Origin of the sequence: Gemmata sp., from assembly GCF_051859125.1 — a bacterium.
Taxonomy (GTDB): domain Bacteria; phylum Planctomycetota; class Planctomycetia; order Gemmatales; family Gemmataceae; genus Gemmata.
Map to the genome: position 1 here is coordinate 1 of NZ_JBHYGG010000054.1, position 18,726 is coordinate 18,726.

At 70.7% G+C, this 18,726-nt stretch carries 18 protein-coding genes; 10 read left to right on the top strand and 8 right to left on the bottom strand.

Annotation, left to right across the window (positions count from 1 at the left end; genetic code table 11):
• The coding region (locus ACTIGN_RS06775) for a sugar phosphate isomerase/epimerase family protein (protein WP_439622108.1) at positions 1-330 on the top strand (330 nt) is incomplete at its 5' end.
• A gap of 156 nt (positions 331-486) precedes the next feature.
• Here the strand turns inward: ACTIGN_RS06775 and ACTIGN_RS06780 are convergent.
• The gene (locus ACTIGN_RS06780; RefSeq protein ID WP_439622110.1) at positions 487-2,739 is read right to left on the bottom strand and encodes a protein kinase domain-containing protein; all 2,253 of its coding nucleotides are present in this window, start codon (positions 2,737-2,739) and stop codon (positions 487-489) included.
• A gap of 165 nt (positions 2,740-2,904) precedes the next feature.
• Between ACTIGN_RS06780 and ACTIGN_RS06785 the strand changes: the two genes are divergently transcribed.
• Positions 2,905-3,501, top strand: coding sequence for an RNA polymerase sigma factor (locus ACTIGN_RS06785; RefSeq protein ID WP_439622112.1), 597 nt, complete (start codon positions 2,905-2,907; stop codon positions 3,499-3,501).
• A gap of 249 nt (positions 3,502-3,750) precedes the next feature.
• Here the strand turns inward: ACTIGN_RS06785 and ACTIGN_RS06790 are convergent, their stop codons facing one another.
• Positions 3,751-4,929 carry a sugar phosphate isomerase/epimerase family protein gene (locus ACTIGN_RS06790; RefSeq protein ID WP_439622114.1) on the bottom strand — a complete coding sequence of 393 codons (1,179 nt, stop codon included), beginning with the start codon at positions 4,927-4,929 and terminating at the stop codon, positions 3,751-3,753.
• 156 nt (positions 4,930-5,085) lie between these two features.
• Between ACTIGN_RS06790 and ACTIGN_RS06795 the strand changes: the two genes are divergently transcribed.
• Both ACTIGN_RS06795 and ACTIGN_RS06800 read left to right on the top strand, forming a co-directional pair.
• A complete protein-coding gene (locus ACTIGN_RS06795) occupies positions 5,086-5,511 on the top strand; it encodes a hypothetical protein (protein ID WP_439622116.1) in 426 nt (141 codons plus the stop codon).
• A 10-nt stretch (positions 5,512-5,521) separates the two neighbouring features.
• Complete coding sequence (locus ACTIGN_RS06800; protein ID WP_439622118.1) at positions 5,522-6,226, top strand: hypothetical protein; 705 nt, start codon at positions 5,522-5,524, stop codon at positions 6,224-6,226.
• Here the strand turns inward: ACTIGN_RS06800 and ACTIGN_RS06805 are convergent.
• Positions 6,148-6,801 carry a polysaccharide deacetylase family protein gene (locus ACTIGN_RS06805; RefSeq protein ID WP_439622120.1) on the bottom strand — a complete coding sequence of 218 codons (654 nt, stop codon included), beginning with the start codon at positions 6,799-6,801 and terminating at the stop codon, positions 6,148-6,150. The two genes, ACTIGN_RS06800 and ACTIGN_RS06805, sit on opposite strands and share 79 nt — an antisense overlap.
• Positions 6,798-7,886 carry a glycosyltransferase family 2 protein gene (locus tag ACTIGN_RS06810; protein ID WP_439622122.1) on the bottom strand — a complete coding sequence of 363 codons (1,089 nt, stop codon included), beginning with the start codon at positions 7,884-7,886 and terminating at the stop codon, positions 6,798-6,800. The genes ACTIGN_RS06805 and ACTIGN_RS06810 overlap by 4 nt, the downstream gene beginning before the upstream one ends.
• 129 nt (positions 7,887-8,015) lie before the next feature.
• On the opposite strand from ACTIGN_RS06810, the gene ACTIGN_RS06815 reads away from it, so the two are divergent.
• From ACTIGN_RS06815 to ACTIGN_RS06830, 4 genes are all read left to right on the top strand, one after another.
• Positions 8,016-9,275, top strand: coding sequence for a glucuronyl esterase domain-containing protein (locus ACTIGN_RS06815; protein WP_439622124.1), 1,260 nt, complete (start codon positions 8,016-8,018; stop codon positions 9,273-9,275).
• Between the two features lie 151 nt (positions 9,276-9,426).
• A complete protein-coding gene (gene galE / locus ACTIGN_RS06820) occupies positions 9,427-10,410 on the top strand; it encodes a UDP-glucose 4-epimerase GalE (RefSeq protein WP_439622126.1) in 984 nt (327 codons plus the stop codon).
• A gap of 121 nt (positions 10,411-10,531) precedes the next feature.
• On the top strand, positions 10,532-11,980 hold the full coding sequence (locus ACTIGN_RS06825; protein ID WP_439622128.1) for an HD-GYP domain-containing protein: 1,449 nt from the start codon (positions 10,532-10,534) through the stop codon (positions 11,978-11,980).
• A gap of 147 nt (positions 11,981-12,127) precedes the next feature.
• Entirely contained in the window at positions 12,128-12,844 is a 717-nt protein-coding gene (locus tag ACTIGN_RS06830) for a CPBP family glutamic-type intramembrane protease (RefSeq protein WP_439622130.1), read from the top strand.
• Positions 12,845-12,852: 8 nt separating this feature from the next.
• Here the strand turns inward: ACTIGN_RS06830 and ACTIGN_RS06835 are convergent, their stop codons facing one another.
• The 3 genes from ACTIGN_RS06835 to ACTIGN_RS06845 form a co-directional block, all read right to left on the bottom strand.
• Positions 12,853-14,445 (bottom strand): hypothetical protein, encoded by a 1,593-nt coding sequence (locus ACTIGN_RS06835; protein WP_439622132.1) that lies wholly within the window; start codon positions 14,443-14,445, stop codon positions 12,853-12,855.
• A gap of 120 nt (positions 14,446-14,565) precedes the next feature.
• Positions 14,566-15,720, bottom strand: a complete 1,155-nt coding sequence (locus ACTIGN_RS06840; RefSeq protein WP_439622134.1) for a glutathionylspermidine synthase family protein — start codon at positions 15,718-15,720, stop codon at positions 14,566-14,568.
• Between the two features lie 122 nt (positions 15,721-15,842).
• The gene (locus ACTIGN_RS06845) at positions 15,843-16,124 is read right to left on the bottom strand and encodes a hypothetical protein (RefSeq protein ID WP_439622136.1); all 282 of its coding nucleotides are present in this window, start codon (positions 16,122-16,124) and stop codon (positions 15,843-15,845) included.
• Positions 16,125-16,273: 149 nt separating this feature from the next.
• Between ACTIGN_RS06845 and ACTIGN_RS06850 the strand changes: the two genes are divergently transcribed.
• Together ACTIGN_RS06850 and ACTIGN_RS06855 are read left to right on the top strand one after the other, a co-directional pair.
• Positions 16,274-16,894: a zeta toxin family protein gene (locus ACTIGN_RS06850; protein ID WP_439622138.1), complete on the top strand. Its 621-nt coding sequence runs from the start codon at positions 16,274-16,276 to the stop codon at positions 16,892-16,894.
• Positions 16,863-17,081: a hypothetical protein gene (locus ACTIGN_RS06855; protein WP_439622140.1), complete on the top strand. Its 219-nt coding sequence runs from the start codon at positions 16,863-16,865 to the stop codon at positions 17,079-17,081. Before ACTIGN_RS06850 ends, ACTIGN_RS06855 begins: the two co-directional genes overlap by 32 nt.
• Positions 17,082-17,134: 53 nt before the next feature.
• Here the strand turns inward: ACTIGN_RS06855 and ACTIGN_RS06860 are convergent, their stop codons facing one another.
• Complete coding sequence (locus ACTIGN_RS06860) at positions 17,135-18,601, bottom strand: NAD-dependent succinate-semialdehyde dehydrogenase (RefSeq protein ID WP_439622142.1); 1,467 nt, start codon at positions 18,599-18,601, stop codon at positions 17,135-17,137.
• Between the last annotated feature and the right edge of the window lie 125 nt (positions 18,602-18,726).

Here is an 18,726-nt window from a genome sequence, read left to right on the forward strand (position 1 = left end):
TGGGCGGGATCGCAAACGTGCAGCATGAACGCCACATTGGGAAACATCATGCAGTACCAGTTCCCGGAGCACTGGGTCCGCATCCTCGGCGGGCGGACGAAGAACGTCCACCTGAAGGAGTGGACGAAGAAGGGGACGGACTCGTCGCTGGAGTCGTTCCGGCCGCTCCTCGACGGCACGACGAACTGGCCGGCGGTGCTGGAGGCGTTCGACCAGACCGGGTACAAGGGCTACCTTACGTTCGAGTACTTCCACCCGTACCCGTACTTCCCCGAGGCGCTGATCTACCAGACCGCCGACTCGCTCGACCGCATGCTCGGGATCAAGTGACCGCGCTTGGCCGAAACCGTTGGCCTCACGCGGGCCGACACGGAGGGCGGCCCCTACGAACCCAAACCCAATCTCTGGTAGGGGCCGCCCTCCGTGGCGGCCCGCCAACCACCTCCGGCGGATCTCAACAGGAGTTCGCCCGAGCGAACTGACCCCTCACCCCGGGCCGGGCAGCACGACGCGGAAGCTCGTGTACGGGCTCCGGGCGTCGGTGTACTGCCGCATCGGGGCCGCGATCTGGTCGCGGAGGTCCGGGAACGTGAGCGGTGTCTTGAACGTGAACGAGCGGCCGCGGGTCACCGCCCACCTGCGGCCGTCGGGGTCGGACTCGACGCGGGCGGTCCACTCGCGGCCGTTGCCGGCCATGTCGCGGAGGCCGAACTCGTTCTCGTCGGGGTGCGGGCCCTTCGGGCCGTGCGCCGGCCTTGGCGCGGGCTCCCCGACGTGCGGCGTCGCGCCGGGCAGCGCGACCGAGTCGCGGCCGGCGACGGCGTACAACCCGGCGGCGTGGTCCCACTGGTCCGGGCCGGGCAGCGTGCCACCGAGTTTCTCGGCGAACGCCTTCGCCTCGTCCCACGTCAGGTGCGTCACGGGGGCGTCCGGCCCGTTGGCGTTTGACGGGTCGGCCGGGACCGTGCCCGCGGCCCGGTACAGCCCGTTCCACACCTTGGATTCCATGACGTAGAACGGCGCGACGGCCGGCCCGCTCCCGCCGCCCGGGATCAGCCGGAACCGGACGGTCTCGGGGGCGAGCCGCCTCTCGACCCACTGGGGGGCGAGCCGCCCGTTGGGGAGCTTAACCGTCGGGGTGCCCGCAACGGGCGTCGAGTTCGGCGGGAACCACACGTCGGCCGCGGGCGGTTGGGTGCCGTCCTCGCCCTCACGGGTCACGGCGCCGCCGCGGCCCGTGATCGCGTGCCAGATCCCCGCTCCCGCGGTGGTCGCGACCGTCATGACGACGAGGCCCACGACCGCGACCTGCCACACCGGGCGGGGCTTGGGCGGCGGGGCCGGGTCGTCCGCGAGCGTCCCCGAACTGTCTCCGGCGCGCGTCCCGACCAGGGCCGATTCCCGCTCCGTCGGCTGGAGCGCGAACGCGCGGTCGTACCCGACGCCCGTGGTGTGCGCGCCGACGGCCCGCGGCACCCCGGCGTGGTCGAGCACCGCGCAGAGCGCCTCGACGAACGCCCGGCACGACGGGAACCGGTCCTCGGGCTTCTGCGCCAGCGCCTTGAGCACGACCGCGCGCTCGGCCGGGCCGACGAACTCGGCGAACTCGAACTCGCCGGCGGTGTGGGCCAGGAGCATCTGCTGGATCGGCCGCGGCTTCAGCGGCGGGGTGCCCTGGCGGAGTTCGGCGTAGGCGATGGCGAGGCTGTACTGGTCGCTGGCCGGGCCGCCCTCGCGGCCCCACACCTCGGGGGCCATGTACGCCGGGGTGCCCGCGAACGTCCGCATCGGGGCCAGCACCTCTTCCTGGTACCGGGCCAGGCCGAAGTCCCCGACCTTCGCGTGCCCGTGCGACAGCAGGATGTTGTCGGGCTTCACGTCGCGGTGGATCACGTGCCGCGCGTGGAGGAAGTCGAGCCCCTCGGCGGACTCCCACATGTACCCCAGGAGCTGCGACACCGGGACGCCCGGGTCGCCGGCCTCCTTGCACCGCCGGAGCTGGTCGCGGAGCGTGCCGTCGGCCAGCTCCATCGCGACGTGGAGGCGGTTGTCGGTGATCCAGAAGTCCTCGGTCGCGAGCAGGTACGGGTGCCGCAGGTTCTTGATGAGTTCCAGGGCGCGGCGCTCGCGGTGCGCGGCCTCGTGGTCGGCCGCCTGCATGAGAATCTTGACGGCCTTCTCGATCCCGCTGCCCTTCTTCTGCGCCAGCCACACCTCGCCGAACACGCCGCGGCCGAGGACCCGGAGGAACACGTAGTCGCCGCCGCTCCCGCCGGGCGAGTGGCCCTGTGCGAGCGCCGCGCCGCCGTCCGCCGTCGCGATGGTGGAGACGACCGTGCCCGAGACGGTCGCCCCGCGGCCCGACTCGACCTCGCTACAGATGGCCGGGTACTGCGCCGGGAACCGGTGCCGGAACGCGTCCGGGTCGGGCCGCTCGCCCGCCTTCATGCGGCACCGGTGCTCCTCCAGGACGACCGCCGCCGGCACCCGCTCGACCGGCCCGAACTCCGGGAACCGGGCGACGTAGTCCTCGACCTTCGGCCGCTCGCCGTTGGCCCACCGGAACCCGAGGTCGATGATGACGAGTTCGGTGAGCACCGCGGGGCGGACGCGGTCCGGCAGCCCGGCGAGGTACTTGTCCCAGTCCGTCGCGCCCCCGCGGGCGAGCGCGGCGTGGAACTCGTCGGCGCGGGCCGAGAGCTGAGCGCGGTCTTCGTCCGATAGTGGCAGGCTGCCCATAAGACGCGGTCACCCGGAGAGGTCGGACCCCCGAATTCTACTCCCGCGGCCCCCCCGGGCACACGGTGTGCGTCCCAGTTCGCCCGGAAGCCGCGAATTGACCGGCGCGTGGTCCGCAGCTATGGTGGATCGTGCCCCGCCCCGACTCTCCCGACGACGCCCCCCATGTCCGACCCGCTCCTCGACGACCTGGAACTCATCGCGGCGTACAAGGCCGGGAGCGAGAGCGCCGCGCGGAAGCTGTTCGACCGGTACTGCGAGAAGCTGATGCGGCTCGCCCGCCGGCGGATCGGGCAGCGGATGGCCAGCCGCATCGACCCCGAGGACGCCGTGCAGTCGGCGTTCCGCACGTTCTTCGCCCGGGTCAAGAGCGACCAGTTCACGTTCGAGGGCGAGAGCGACCTGTTCAAACTGTTGGTGCGGCTGACGGTGAACAAGACGCTGAGGCAGATCGCGCACCACCGGGCCGCGAAGCGGGACCCGGGCCGCGAGACCGGCCAGGGGCCGGACGAGGAGGGGCTCCTCGACCACCTCACGGCCGACGAGCCGCCGCCCGAGGTGCAGGTCGCGCTGCTGGAGGAGTTCGAGCGATTCCTGGAGCAGCTCCCGGATTTCGACCGGAAGGTGCTGGGGATGAAGTTCGAGGGGTACACCACGTCCGAGATCGCTGCGAAGCTCGGCTCCTACGACCGGAAGATCCGACGCGTGTTCGAGCGGGCCGCGGCCGTCGCCGAGGGGCGGGCCGCGGTCGGCGACGAGTAGATGTCCCGGGGTTGGCACCCCGGGCTACGGACTGCCGCCCCCCCCGGGGGCGGAATGCAGTTGTGCCCCGGCGGGGCGACAGCGCGGTTAGCCCCGGGTGCCCACCCCCGGGGGCGGGGCTCTTTGACGTGGCCGGGGGGTGCCCCCCGGGGCCCGGCCCGGCCCCCCCCGGGGGGGTGCTTTGTGTTTCCCGCCCCGGGGGGGCCCCCGGGGGTTCGCGCGGGGGGCCCCAACCCCGGGGGGCGTTGCTCACCCCTTGAGCGCCTCGTCGTGCTTGAGGCCGCTCGGCGGCAGGTCGGCCCTGCGGCAGTTGGCGAGTGCGGCCCGTGCGCCGGCGAACTGGTCGGCGTCGTTGTCCTCCCACTCGATCGACACCGCCCCGTCGAACCCCACGCGGTTCAGCTCGATGAAGATGTCCTCCAGCGAGTTCGCGTCGCGGGCCGTGCCGGCGGTCACGAAGTTCCACCCGTTCGTCCAGTGGCCCATCGGCCGGTGCCCGCCGAGCCGCCCGGCGCGGCAGTGCTCGCGGGCCACCCACACGCCCTTCACGTGCGCGCAGTGGATGAACTCCGGGTACTCGCGGATGAAGTCGATCACCGACACGTTCTGCCACTCCATGTGCGACCCGTCGAGGTTGAACCCGACCACGTCGGACCCGAACCCGTTGTTCCCCAGGAACCGGATGTAGTCGCCGGCGCTCTCGATGTCCCCCATCGCCCGCTCGCTCGGGTGGCACTCCAGGTCGAACGTCACCCCCTGCTTCTTGCACTCCTTCCAGAAGTTGCCGAACCGCTCGACGAGCAGCTCGAGCGACACCTGCCGCACGTCCGGGATGTCGTACCCCTCGATCGACCCGGGGAGGGGCGGGAACAGGAACCAGTGGCTCCAGCAGTTCGCCGGGCTGCCGACGAACCCGGGCAGGGCGACCTTGCGGCCCTGGAGCCGCGACAGGGCCCCGGCGTACCGGGCGCACGCGAGCAGGTCGCGCTCGGCCTCCTGGTGGACGAGCTTGGCGACCTCGGGCGGGACGTAGTACGGGTCGGTCCGCGGCGGGGTGTTGCCGGCGGCGCGCCACGCCTTGTAGGCCGGCCGGGCCTGGCCCTTGCCGGAGCAGAAGTTGAGCGTCTTGGCGCTCGGCTCGTCGCCGAGCACCTGCCCCTGGAGGTGCGTGGCGACGGTGAAGATCTCCAGCCCGTGCGCCTTGGCCACGTTCACGCGCTCGGTGGCGTAGGCCGTCGCGCCCTCGTCGGTGTCGCACCGCCGCAGGTCGAGTTCCCACGCGGCCTCTTCCCACCCGTCGAACCCGGAGTCCGCGAGGAACTTGATCCACTTGGCCTCGGGCACGCCTCCGAACTGCCCGCGGACGAGGCCGATCTGGTGGTAACTGCCCTTGCCGGTCTTGTGCTGTGCGGTCTGCTTGAAGCCCATCGAAGCGTCTCCGGGAGGGGCCGCGCCCCTGGGGGCGCGGCTGGGGGTGAGCAATCGGGTCGGCAGCGCGATTACGGCAGACTGTACGGTTCGCGGAAACCGCGGGCAAGCGGCGGCCCGCCGGAGTAATCTGTTCGGGGTGTTGCGAGGGCGATCATGACGGCGGACCGACGGCTCTACCGGCTCGTGCAACTGAACGCGGGCGTCCTACTCCTGGCGCTCCCGACGGCGCTGCTGCCGTTCGCGTGGATGGACGCCGTCCACCGCGACTGGCTCGGCCTGGGCGCGCTCCCCGACGTGCCGCTCACCGCGTACACGGCCCGCTCGCTGTCGCTCGTGTACGCGATGCACGGGGTCGTGGTGCTGGGGGTGACCCTGAACTGGGAGCGCTACCGCTCGGCGGTGCCGCTGCTGGCGAAGCTGCACATCGCGTTCGGGCTGGCGATGGTCGCGAACGACCTCGTCGCGGGCCTGCCGTGGTGGTGGGTCGCCGCCGAAGGGCCGGGGGTGATCGCCTACGCAGTGGTCGTGCTCGCAGCGGCGCGGCGGGCCGAACGCGAGCCGCGAGACTCAGAGAGCTAAAGGTGTGGGAATGCCGGACCTTCGTGACCCCTATTACCGATCAACCGCACCATTTGTTCGAGATGGCGAGCCGTTCGTAGTTGAAGTGCTCGACCAGGATCAGACACTCGGACTACGGCGGACCTCCTCGGACGAGCCGGTCGAGAAACTGGTGTGTCCGATCAGCGGGGCTGGCTGCTACATCCATGAACTCGCTGCCTCACCATCGGGAACGTGGGTCGTCACCCAACGGCTCTCAGGGCAAGGCGAGTGGGGCTACGACCTCTTCAGCACCGATCCGCTACAGCGGGTGGGCGGTGTCTTGGAGGAGCGTGGGTACATGCTCGACCTTCCGAGTTTCAGCGACGACGAGTCCTACCTCGTCGGGGGAGCGGGGCAGTGTTACATGGTTGGTTGGTGGTCGCGCCCGTGGGGCGACCCCGACGAGCCGTCGCGGGGTGGGCTCGTGGCCTTGGGGTTCCTGTTGGTTCACAAGTTGTCGGATCACGAGGTCACGCGGCACGACCTCGCGGTAAATCTTCCCGAACGGTGGCTGCCGGACGACCCCTGGGCGGTCTGGTACGGGCCCCGTGAGATCTCCGCAGACGCTGACGGGGTGCGGTTGGTGCCGTCGTGGGGCGTGCCGGTGGTGGTTCCTCACCCGTTGCCGGATGTCATCATTCTGCCGACACCGCACCCTTCAGGGAAAGGGTTGTTGGAGACCCGGCCATCGTGATTCGCCAGCGCCGGCAGGACGTGGTCAAGGATCGGGGCGATCCACTCGTGGTCGTCGTGGAAGAGGATGACGTCGCCGGGCCGCACGAGGGCCAGCACCTCGGCCGCACAGGTCGCGGCATCGGCGGCGCTGCGGCAGCGCCAGTCGCCGCTGTCGAGCGTCCAGTTCCGCACCTTCAATCCGCACCTCCGCGCACCGAGCCACAGCCCCGGCGTGAGCCTCCCGAGCGGCGGGCGGAATACTCTCGCCGCGGGAACCATCGCCTGGCAGCGGAGCACGTCGCGGAGTGACACCGCGATGTCACTCCACCGCGGGACCGCGTGCGAGAAGGTGTGGTTGCCGACGACGTGGCCGGCTTCAATGATCTGCCGCACGATCGCCGGGTCGGTGATCCGATTGCCGACGAGGAAGAACGTCGCCGTCAGGCCGTGCGCCGCGAGGCGGTCGAGCACCGCGGGCGTGTGCTCGGGGTGCGGGCCGTCGTCGAACGTGAGGCCGACACCCGCGGTGCCGGTGCCTCGCCACCACGGCAGCGCCGCCCGCTTCAGCCAGTGGACGCGGCGGGCGAACGTCACGCGGCCCGCCTTTCCGCGTCGCTCGGCCGCGGCGTGCGGTCCCAACTCTTCGGCGACCGCTTCAAGCGCCCCGCGGATGCGACCCACGCGAGCCGTGCCACGATCGCGGGCGACTTCAGCAGCAAGCCGAGCCGCCGCGACGTGACGCCGACCCCGAGAACGGCGCGGCCGTACACCGCGGCCGTCAGGACGAGCAGCGTCGCCGGCCACCACACGAACCGGCACGCGAACCCGAGCGCAGCGGCCGCGCCGATCAGCGCGAGGCCCAGCGGCTTGCTCGCCAGCACGCCCGCCGCGCGCCACCGCCGCCGCTGCTTCCCGAGGTCGCGCCAGTTCCCGGGCGAGTCGCAACTCACCACGGCGTCGGCACAGTGCCGCACCCGCACGCCGGCCGCGTGCAACTTCTCGGCGTATTCGGCGTCCTCGGCCAGCCCGAACGCGGTCCACGGGATGAACTCGAGCACCGAGCGCCGGAAGGCCATGCCGGTGCCCCGCAGCGGCACCGATGCGCCCAACCGGTCCCGGCCCGCCGCGGCGGCGGCGTCGAGGGCCGCACCGACGGCGGCGACGTACCCGGTCGGCCCGGCGTCGGCGTTCCGGGACCGCACCGTGCACTGCGCCGCGTCGGCCCCGCCTGCGAAGACAGCGTCGAGCGCCTGGAGCCCAGCCGTGTTCAGCTCACAATCGGCGTCGAGGACCAGTACCACGTCGGCCGCGTCCCGCAGCACCCGCTCCAGGCCGAACGCGACCGCGTGCCCCTTGCCGCGGCGGGTCCGGTCGAACCGCGCCACGCACGTGGCCCCGAACGCCCACGCGACCGAGGGCGTCGAGTCGGTGCAGTTGTCGGCGACGACCCAGACGCGCACGCGCGCCGCCGGGTACGTCAACTCGCCCAGGCTCCGCAGGGTCGCGGGCAGCGAGGCCTCTTCGTTGTGGGCGGGGATCAGGATCGCGAACGTGTGCGCCGGCGCGTTCGCCCCGCGCCCCCGCGCCGGCAGCAGACCGGCGAGCGTCGGCACGACGAGAACCAGGCACGCCGCCGTCGCGAGGACGAGCAGCGCGACCGCCGCGGATGTTGCGATCATGCGTCACGAGGGTGTATGAGGGCGTCGGCCGCAGATAGCCACGCCCGCCGCCGCCCGCAAGACGAGTCTTGGCGGACCGCGCTCGCCGGTGGTATCCTGGCGGCTCGACCCTCCCCCGGAGTTGACCCCATGCGAACCGCGCTCGCCACGTTCGGAGCCCTCGCCGTGACCGCCGCCCTCGCCGCCGATTTCCCGCCCCCCGATAAGCTCCCGTCGGTCCCCGAGATGCCCAGCCCGGTCGTCATGCGCGACGGCACACCGGTGACCTCGAAAGCCGACTGGGAGGCGAAGCGGCGGCCGGAACTGAAGGAGCTATTCCAGCACTACATGTACGGCACCTACCCCGCGAAGCCCGAGAAGGTCACGGGGAAGGTGCTGTTCGAGGACGCCAGAGCGTTCGGCGGGAAGGGGACACTTCGAGAAGTCGAGATCACCTTCGGCCCGCCCGAGTGGCCGAAGATCTATCTGCTCGTCGCGACCCCGAACGGGAAGACGCCGGCCGCGTGCTTCGTCGGTCCGAACTTCCAGGGGAACCACTGCCTCGTCGCCGACGAGCGGGTGCGGGTGACCCCCGACTGGTGCTACCCGAACACGCCTGGCGTGAAGAACAACAAGGCGACCGCCGAGGGCCGCGGGAAGGTGCTCGACGTGTGGCCGTTCGAACAGGCGCTCGACAAGGGGTACGCGGTCGCCACGTTCTACAGCGGCGACATTCAGCCCGATCGGCCGGACGTGCAGGAGGGCATGCGGAAGACGCTCGGCACCGGCCCCGAGAAGAAGAACCCCGCCGAGACCGCCACGGTCATGTGGTGGACGTGGGGCGTCCACCGGGCCGTCGATTACCTCGTGACCGACCCGGCCATCGACCCGAAACGGATCGCCGTCGTGGGCCACTCCCGGCTCGGCAAGGCGGCGCTGCTCGCCGGCGCGTTCGACGACCGGATCGCCGTCGTCATCCCGCACCAGTCCGGGTGCGGCGGGGCCGGGCCGAGCCGGTCGAAGAACGACAAGGCCGAGCCGGTGGCCCGGATCACCAAGGCGTTCCCGCACTGGTTCTGCGCGAACTTCACCGCGTTCGGCGGCGACACCACGAAGCTGCCGTTCGACCAGAACGACCTGGTCGCGATCTGCGCCCCGCGGCCGGTGCTGATGACGAACGCCGAGGAGGACCAGTGGGCGAACCCGAGCGGCCAGTTCGACGTGCTGCGGGCCGCGGCCCCGGCCTACGAGCTGTACGGGGTCGCGAAGCCCGTCGTCGCCGACAAGATGCCCGAGACCGGGAGGCTCGCGGCCGAGCGGCTCGGGTACTTCCTCCGCACCGGGAAGCACGCGATGACGCCCGCCGACTGGAAGGCGTACCTGGAGTTCGCCGACGTGTGGCTGAAGTGACCCCGCGGGCCGGTCCCGCTCCCGACGCGCCGTCGGAAAGTGCGGAGAACGGCGCGCCGCACGCTCGCGGCACGGTGCCGCCCGGCCGCGGGGCATATAACGACGGGGTTCCCGCGGATGGCGCGGGGTTCGTCACTCAGATAGCGGAACTATGCGAATCCTCGTTACCGGCGGTGCGGGCTACATCGGCAGCCACACGGTCAAGCAACTCCTCGCCCGCGGGCACGACGTCACGGTGTTCGACAGCCTGCACGCCGGGCACCGCGGGGCCGTGCCTGCCGAGCGGCTCGTCGTCGGCGACCTCCGCGACATCGACCACATCGACCAGCTCCTGCTGGCCAACCGGATCGAGGCCGTGGTCCACTTCGCGGCGCTGACGTACGTCGGCGACTCGGTGAAGGAGCCGGCCCGGTACTACACGAACAACGTCGTGTACGCGCTGAACCTGCTCGACCGGTGCCGCCGCAACGGCGTCGGGAAGTTCGTGTTCTCCAGCACCTGCGCCGTGTACGGCACCCCGACCGCGGTGCCCATTACCGAGGCCGAGAAGCGGAGCCCGATCAACCCGTACGGCAACACGAAGCTCGCGTTCGAGTACGCCCTGGCCGACTACGCCGCCGCGTACCCGATCGGGTACTGCGCGCTGCGGTACTTCAACGCCGCCGGGGCGGCCCCGGACGGCACCATCGGCGAGGACCACGACCCCGAGACGCACCTGATCCCGCTCGTGATCCAGGTCGCGATGGGCAAGCGGCCGCACGTCGAGATCTTCGGCACCGACTACCCGACCCCCGACGGCACCTGCGTCCGCGACTACATTCACGTCGACGACCTCGCGGCGGCCCACATCCTCGCGCTGGACAAGATCGCGCCCGGGACGGGGCTCACGTACAACGTCGGCACCGGCCGCGGGTACAGCGTCCGCGAGGTGATCCGCACGGTCGAGGAGGTCACGGGGAAGAAGGTGCCGGTGAAGGAGGCCCCGCGGCGGGCCGGCGACCCGGCCGCGCTGTTCGCGAGTTCCGACAAGATCCAGCGCGAACTCGGGTGGGCGCCGAAGTACACCGACCTCAGGTCGATCGTCGAGACCGCGTGGAACTGGCACAGGAGCCACCCGACCGGCTACGGGGAGTAGGCGAGCTGGGGGCCGGACCGGCCCGCAGATCCGGCACGCCCCGCAAAGTCGCCTCAAGTTCACGCCCCGCCGCGGCCGATCTCCCAGACGGGGGAACGTTCTGCTCGCGACGGGGGGAATCATGAGCGACTCACGGGGTCTGCTCGACCGCATCACCGCGTTCCGGCAGCGGCTGGAATCCGTGCCGTACCTGATTCCCGACCTGATTCCGGTCGACCCCGGGGCCGACCGCGGCATCCTCAACGAGTCCGAGGCGTTCCGCCTGCGGCTCCAGCAGATCGTCGCGGCCCCGCCGGTCCCCGAGGGCCCGCCGGCCCCCCAGTTTACCGACCGCGCCCGCCGGCTCCTCGCCGCGGCCAAGAGCCTCCTCGACCGCCAGCGCGCGTTCACCACCGACCCGCTCTACGCCGCCCTGGCGAGCGACACCCGGGCAACGGACCCGCTCGTCGCGTACCACGCCGAGACGGTCGCCGTCACCGACTCGGCCGTGCGGCTCGCGCAGTCGTTCCCGGACTCGCCGTCGCTCCAGTTGAAGCAGTGCACCGGCCTCGACGGGCTCCTCGGCGTGGTGCAGGAGCGGCTCGCGGTGCAGGAGCGCGCCCTCGCCCGCCGCAGGGCCGACGCGGAGCGGATCGACAAGCTCGCGGCGGTCTACACCGCGATGGCGACCGGCGGGGCCGTGGGGCTGCCCGCGGTCGCGGCGCTCGCCGAAGAACTGCTCGAAGAGGCCCGCAAGTCGGAACCGCTGCGGTTCGTGTACGCGCCGGTCGAGTCGGTCGCTTCGCACCGCGGCTCTCAAACGTTCCCGGCCCCGGTGCGGTTCCTCGCGGCCCACGCGGTCAACGTCGCCCAGGTGATCGCCCGCATCGCGCCGGCCGACGCGGAGTTCGCCGCCCGGCCGCTCCTCGGGGTGGTCGCGGCGCTGCTCGTGGACTGCGGCATGACCACGGTCCCCGCCGCGGTCCTCGCCAAGACCGGCGGGCTCTCCGCCGGCGAGCGGCGGCTCGTGGACGCGCACTCGCAGATGGGCGCGGAGCTGATCCTGAAGTGCTTCCCGGAGATCGCGCCGATGGCGGCCGCGGTCGCGGCGCACCACGAGCGGTTCGACGGCACCGGGTACCCGAGCGCGCTCAAGGGCACGACCGCCCCGTCGCTGGGCCGGCTGCTCGCGGTCGCCGACGTGTACGCCTCCCTGAGTTCCCCGCGGCCGCACCGCCCGGCCCGCGACGGCCGCGCGGCCCTCACCGAGACGCTGCTGATGGCCGAGCACGGCCAGCTCGACCGCACCTACGCCGGGTTCCTGATCCGGCTCTCGTTCTACCCGGTCGGCACCGTGGTCGAGCTGACCGACGGCCGCACCGGCGTGGTCGCGGCGAACCACCCGAACCCGGCCGACCCGCGGACCCCGGGCCGCCCGGTGATCGCAGTGCTGGCCGACGCGAGCGGGGTCCTGCTCCCGCACCCGGAGCACGTGGACCTCGCGACCGCCGACCGCGGCGGCATCCTCCGCGCCCTGCCCGCCGACCGCCGCCGCGAGGTGCTCGGCGCGCGGTACCCGGACCTGTGCTGACTGTGCGTGTCATCAAGTTGACACGTCGTCAAGTCATCAAGCCGTTGGGTCGGAGCCGCCACGTGCGGCCCCACCGTCGCTCACGGGGGTTGCTCTTTGGCGTGATGACGTGATGGCCTGACAACTTGAAGACCTGAAGACGCAAACATGACGACCTACCTCCACGCGACCCGCCACCCGTGGGCCTGCTTCCTGTTCCTCGTGCCGCTCCTGGCGGTGTACGAGGGGGGGGTGCTGTGGCTCGGCGGGGACCAGGCGGACCGGATGCGGAACGGGGCCGACGCCTGGCTCCGGTGGGGGCTGGAGCGGTTCGGGGCCGGGCAGGTGCTCGCGGCCCCGGCCGTCGTCGTCGCGGTGATGCTCGTGTGGAGCTGGTGGCGGTGGGCCGACCGGCCGACCGACCCCGTCACGACCACCTTCGGCATGGCGTTCGAGAGCTGCCTGTTCGCGGTCGGGCTGTGGCAGTTCAGCCGCAACTTCGGCCCGATCCTCGACGGCCTCGGCGTCCACCTGCACATCGCGGGGCAGTCCGCGCCGGTGGCGAAGATCCTCACGTTCATCGGGGCCGGGATCTACGAAGAGGTGCTGTTCCGGCTCGTGCTATTCGTCGGCCTGTACGCGACCCTGCGGGCCGTTCAACTCCCGCAGGTGCTCGCACTCGCGCTCGCGGTCGCGGCGGCGTCGCTGGCGTTCGCCGCGGCCCACCACGTCGGCCCCTACGGCGAGCCGATGCGGGCCGACTACTTCGTGTTCCGCACCGCCGCGGGGCTGTACTTCACGCTGCTGTTCGTGCTCCGGGGCTTCGGCATTGCGGTCGGCGCCCACGCCGGGTACGACGTCCTCGTCGGCGTCAGCGTCGGGTGACCGGGCACTCACTCCACGTTCAGTTGCGGGAAGTTCTTCGGGAGCTGGAACCCGACCGGTCCCGACCCGACGAGCCCGAACAGCACCCGGTCCTTGAGCTTGAGCAACTCGGAGTCGAACTGGCCCTCGGGGAACTCCTGCGGCGGTTCGTCGGTGTAGGCCGCCACCGGCGCGGCCTCCAGATCGGTCCGCACCTCCACCTTCGCCTTGATCCGGTACAGCCCCTTCGTCTTCGCACCCGGAACGAACTCGTAGGTGACCTCGAAGTGCGCGTGCGAGGCGTCCTCGGGCTTCGACGCGAACTCGATCAACTGGATACCGACGGCCGTGCGGGGGATCGGGAAGGTCGCGCCGGGCTCGCGGGGTTGCACCGGCGGCATGAGTTCCGCCATCTTCCCCACGATCCCGCCCTCGGCGACGTAGTAGTCCGGGTCGGCCGAGTCGCCACCGGCCTTCATGCCCTTGACCTTGCCGACGAGGTCGTCGCGGAGCTTCTCGACCCGCTTCTCGGCCCCCGGCTTCGGGCTCGATTCCGAGACGGTCAGCGACACGACCGGGCGGATCGTCGGCTTCAGCGAGTCGAGGGTCTTGGTCATCCCCAGCCGCAGCGGCGAGTCGGGGGCCTTTTGCGCCCGGAGCTGGTTGATCGCCCGGTCGTACTCCTGCGCCAGCCGCGCCTGCACCTGCTGGCGGTGCCGGGTGTTGTTCTTCTCGTCGAGCAGGTACATCTGCAGGAACCACGGCTCGCACGGCTCGGTCGAGACGGCCGAGTAGATCGCGTCGTCGTGGATCGGCGGGTTCACCACCTCCTTCATGACGAAGTACAGCGCAACGCCGGCGACGAGGAGCACGATGTACGGGAGGACCGCCGGGGCGGCCCGGCCCTCGCGCTTCGGCTCCTCGGGGACCGACTCGTACCGGCCGCCGACGAGGTCGAGGCTGATGTTCCCCTCGGCGTCCTTGGGCTCGTGGTCGTTCTCGGCGACGTACTTGGCCAGCGCGCCGATCGCGGCCGGCGGCAGCGCCGCCCGCTCCCCGCCCTCCGGCCCGCGCGCCCACGCGAGGTAGTTGAGGAACACGACCATCTGCTCGGCCCGCAGCTCGTTCTTGAGCGTCAGCACGACCGGCGGCGCGCCGGAGCGGGTCGCCCGGACCACGCTGTTCTGGTACGACCCGTCGTTGTAGTTGTGGGTGAAGCTCGCCTCGGTGACGCCGTCGGTCGGGGTGACGGTCACCTGCTCGCGGAACGCCTCGTAGACGTGGAGCGGGTCCACGTACACCCAGAGCCCGGCCGCCTTCGCGCTGCCGCGGGCGGGGGTCCGCGTCGCCGCGAAGATGAGCCACCCCCCGAGCAGAAATCCGCCCGTCTGGAGCAGGGCGACGCGGCCCGGGTCCTTGTACACGACGTCCACCATCGAGGTCAGCGTCACGAGCAGCGTGGCGACCACCACGATGATCCCGCTGACGCACCCGCACCCGGCCATCGAGTCGCTCGTCTGCGCGAACACGCCCGGCGCGCCCTGGCCGCCGGTGGCCCGCACCTCGGTCAGGTAGGCCCGCGTGGCGGAGTCCAGTTCCTCGAACACGAACGTCTGGGACATGGGCTACCCCGGAGAGTCATCACGGTATCAGGTCGTCAGGTCGTCAGGTTGTCGGGCCGCCGCGTCCCGGGCTCTCGCCCCGGCGACTTGACGACCTGACGACTTGTGAACTTGATGACTTTAATCCACCATCGTGTGCGGAACGAACCGGCTCGTGTTGCGGGTGACGAGCGAGTCGTCCTCGCGGATGCCGAGCCCGCACGCGACGCCGTCCACGACCCAGCTCCCGAGGACCGGGTAGCGGCCGTCGTGCGGCTTCAGTTCGGTGGCCAGCGCCTGGTACACCGCCGGCTGCTGGTACAGTTGCCCGCCCGCGTACGGGCCGTCGGTCTCGAACGCGAGCTTGCCGTTCACCACGACCTGCATGTTCGCGCCCTCGCGGGCGTGGACCAGCTTGCGGACGTAGCTCCCGGTCGGGAGCGGGTCGAACGACGCGGGGAGCAGGAACGGGCTGTTCGGGTGCCGCTCGTAGAGGAGCGGGAGGATGCTCTTGCAGCTCAGGATCGCCTTCCACGCGGGCTCGACCCACCGGGTCGCGCTGCGGGCGATGTTCGGGCCGTACTCCTCGCGGAAGATCCACTCCCACGGGTACAGCTTGAAGCACCGGTGGACCGGGAACCCGGTGTTGTCGACGAACACGTTGCGGGTGCGGTCCCAGCCGATGTCGCCGATGTCGAGGAACGACGTGCGGAACCCGGCCTGGATCGCCGTGTCCCGCAGGTACTCCGCGGTGATGTAGTCCTCGGGGCTGTCGGTCCTCGTCATCGCGGCGAAGTGGAGCGGGCCGCCGTCGCGCGCGTGGAGCTTCTTCCAGGCGTCGATGAGCCGCTCGTGGATGCTGTTGTACTGGTCGCCGCGGTCGTCCACGTCCTTGAGCCAGTACCACTGCGCCACGGCCGCCTCGACCAGCCCGGTCGGGGTGTCGGCGTTGTACTCCAGGAGCCGCGGCGCGCCGGTGCCGTCGTAGGCGAGGTCGAACCGGCCGTAGATCGACGGCTCGCCCTCTTCCCAGGAGCGGGTGACGAAGTCCTGGTACTCCTTCGGGATGAAGAACAGGTCGAGCATCCGGTTCTCGACGACCTCCCGGACGAGGTCGAGGCACATCTCGTGGAGGGTCTGCGTGGCCTGTTCGATCGTGTCGATTTCGTGCGAGGTGAACTGGTAGCAGGCCGACTCGTCCCAGTAGGGCTCGCCGCGGAGGGTGTGGTAGTACAGACCGTACTCTTCGACCCGCTTCTGCCAGCCGATGCGGGGGTCGATGCTGACGCGGCGCACGCCTGCCCCTCCGGGGCGAAGTGGGAACTGAAAAAGGTAAAGAAGAATGCCCCAAGAGCGGCGCGTCCGGTGCCGCCTTCGCATTGCCTGTTTACCTTTTCTACTTGGACAGGCCTGCCGGGTCAGCCGCCGCCGCTGGCGACGCGGCCGCCGATGGAGCCGAGGCCGCCCTTGGAGACGCTGGCGAACGCGGCCGAGCGGCTCCCGCCGGAGACGGAGCTGGAGCCACCGCCGCCGAAGTGGCCGATGAACAGGATGTGGCCGCCGGTGCGGCTCCCGGTGCGGCGGGCGGCGTGCTCCTCGGCCCGCTTCTCGAAGTCGGGCTCGGGCCAGGCGAAGTAGCCGGCGGTGAGCAGGCCCGTGCCGAGCAACACCAGGGAGAACTCGCGGGACATGCGGGTCATGGCACCCTCTCGGAGGCGTCCCGCGGGCGAACGCGGGCCGTACGGAGCTATTCGTTCCGATCGCACTCCATCTTTACCACGCGGCCGCCGGTTTGGGTAGACTTTTTCGGGGGATAGAGGTTCAAATGACGCGCTCTTGAGGACGCGAGATGAACGCCCAGACCGCACGCGTGCCGCAGGTCGCGATCCTGGGCGGCATCAACGGGGCAGGGAAGACGACCGCCTCGCAGCGCATCCTGCGGGACGCGATGCAGATTCCCGTGTTCACCAACGCGGACGCCATCGCCCGCGGACTGAACGCCTTCGACCCCGAGTCGGAGGCGGTGGCGGCCGGCCGGATCATGCTCGCGCACATGCGGGCGATGATCGTGGCCCGCCGGAGCTTCGCCTTCGAGACGACACTCGCGGCCCGCACCTACGCCCGCTGGGTGACGGAGCTGCGCCGCGCCGGGTACGCCGTCCACCTGTTCTACTACTGGCTCGAAAGCCCAGAGACGGCGATCACACGTGTCGCGGATCGCGTCCGCGCGGGTGGGCATTTCGTGCCCGACGACACGATCCGCCGCCGGTACACGCGCAGCGTGCGGAACTTCCTCGAACTGTACCGCCCCATAGTCACGACGTGGCAGGTACGCGATAATAGTCACGGTGCGACGCGGCTGATCGCGTTCAACAACGGCTACTTCGACACGGTTGTCGAGGACGACCGGTGGGAACTCTTCCTGAGGAGTGCTGACAATGGCCCAGCAGACGACGGAGGCGGTGACTGACCTGCTCGACTACGCCGCCATTGATCGCGCCCACGAACTCGCCACCCGCGACGCGCTCCTCGAACACGCCAGGATGGGGCGTGAGGTTCACGAATCCCACAACGGAAAGATCGTGACCGTCACCCCCGCCGAGATCTTCGCCCGCTACGGGTTCGACGAGTTCGGGCGGCCGGTCGCGGGGAAGTAGTTCGGGGTTCCGAGTTCCAGGTTTCACGTTGAACCTGAAACTCGGGACGAGCGTCAGCGCAGCATGATCGAGACGTACTTCGTTTCGAGGTACGCCTCTAACCCTTCGTGAGCGAGTTCGCGGCCCAGGCCGGATTCTTTCATCCCGCCGAACGGGCACTGCGGGGTCGCCGGCACCGGGTCGTTCACCCCGATGATGCCGGCCTCGAGCCCCTCGGCCATCCGCCACGCGACGCTCAGGTCGTTCGTGAACACGTACGCCGCCAGGCCGTACTTCGTGTTGTTCGCCGCCGCGATCACGTCGTCGATCTTCGAGAAGTCCAGGACCGGCATCACCGGCGCGAACGGCTCCTCGGTCAGGATGTTCGCGTCCTGCGACAGGCCCGACAGGATCGTCGGCTCGAAGAAGTACCCCTTGTCGAACTTCGCCGACCGCTTGCCGCCCGTGAGGAGCTTGGCCCCCTTGCCGGTCGCGTCGCTGATGAGCGCGAGGGTGTTGTCCATCGCCTTCTTCTCGAACATCGGGCCGACCGCGACCCCCTCTTCGAGTCCGTTGCCGAGCTTGAGCTTCTCGGTCTCGGCGACCGCGACCTCCATGAACTTCTTGTGGACGTCCTTGTGGACGAAGAACCGGCTCGGGCTGATGCACACCTGCCCGTTGTTGCGGAACTTGCCGGTGACCGCCGCCTTCGCCACGACCTCCGGGTCGGCGTCCGGGAACACGATGAACGGCGCGTGCCCGCCGAGTTCGAGGCTCAGCCGCTTCACCTGGTCGGCCGCCTGCTTCATGAGCCGCTTGCCCACCTCGGTCGAGCCGGTGAAGCTGATCTTCCGCACCGCCGGGTTGGACATGAACTCGTCGGAGATCTCGGACGCGGACCCGATGACGAGGTTCGCGACCCCCTTCGGCACCCCGGCGTCGGCGAGGCACTCGAACACGCCGATGAGGCACAGCGGGGTCTGGCTCGCGGGCTTGCAGACGATGGTGCAGCCCGCGGCGAGCGCCGGGGCGATCTTGCGGACCTGGAGCGTGATCGGGAAGTTCCACGGGCCGATGGCCCCGACGACGCCGACCGGGTGCTTGATGACGAGGTGCCGCTTGGCCGCGTTCGACGGCGGGATCACCTGCCCGTAGGCCCGCTTGCCCTCCTCGGCGAACCACTCGAACGTGTCCGCACTGTGCAGCACCTCGGCCCTCGACTCGACGACCGTCTTCCCCTGCTCCATCGTCATCGTCGTGGCGAGCGCGTCGGCCCGCTCGCGCATCAGGTCGGCGGTCTTCTTGAGCACCTTGGCGCGGTCGTAGGCGGTGAGCCTCATCCACGACTTCATGGCTTCGGCGGCGGCGGCGATGGCCCGCGCGCAGTCGGCCCGGCCGCCGAAGCTGACCTCGGCGATGGTCTCCTCGGTGGCGGGGTTGGTGACGGCGAGCTTCTTGCCGGAGGCGGCGTCGCACCACGCCCCGTCGATGTAGAGCTGGCGGTTCTTGACGAGCGGCGCTGCGGTCGCGGTGGCGGACATTGCGGGAACCTCCGGGTGCGGGAGCGAGATGCCGTTATGCTACGCCGCGCGGCACCGCGAGCCACGGGATTAACGACGCGGCGAGCCGGGAGGGTGGGCGACCGGAGCAACGTTGCTCCGGTCGC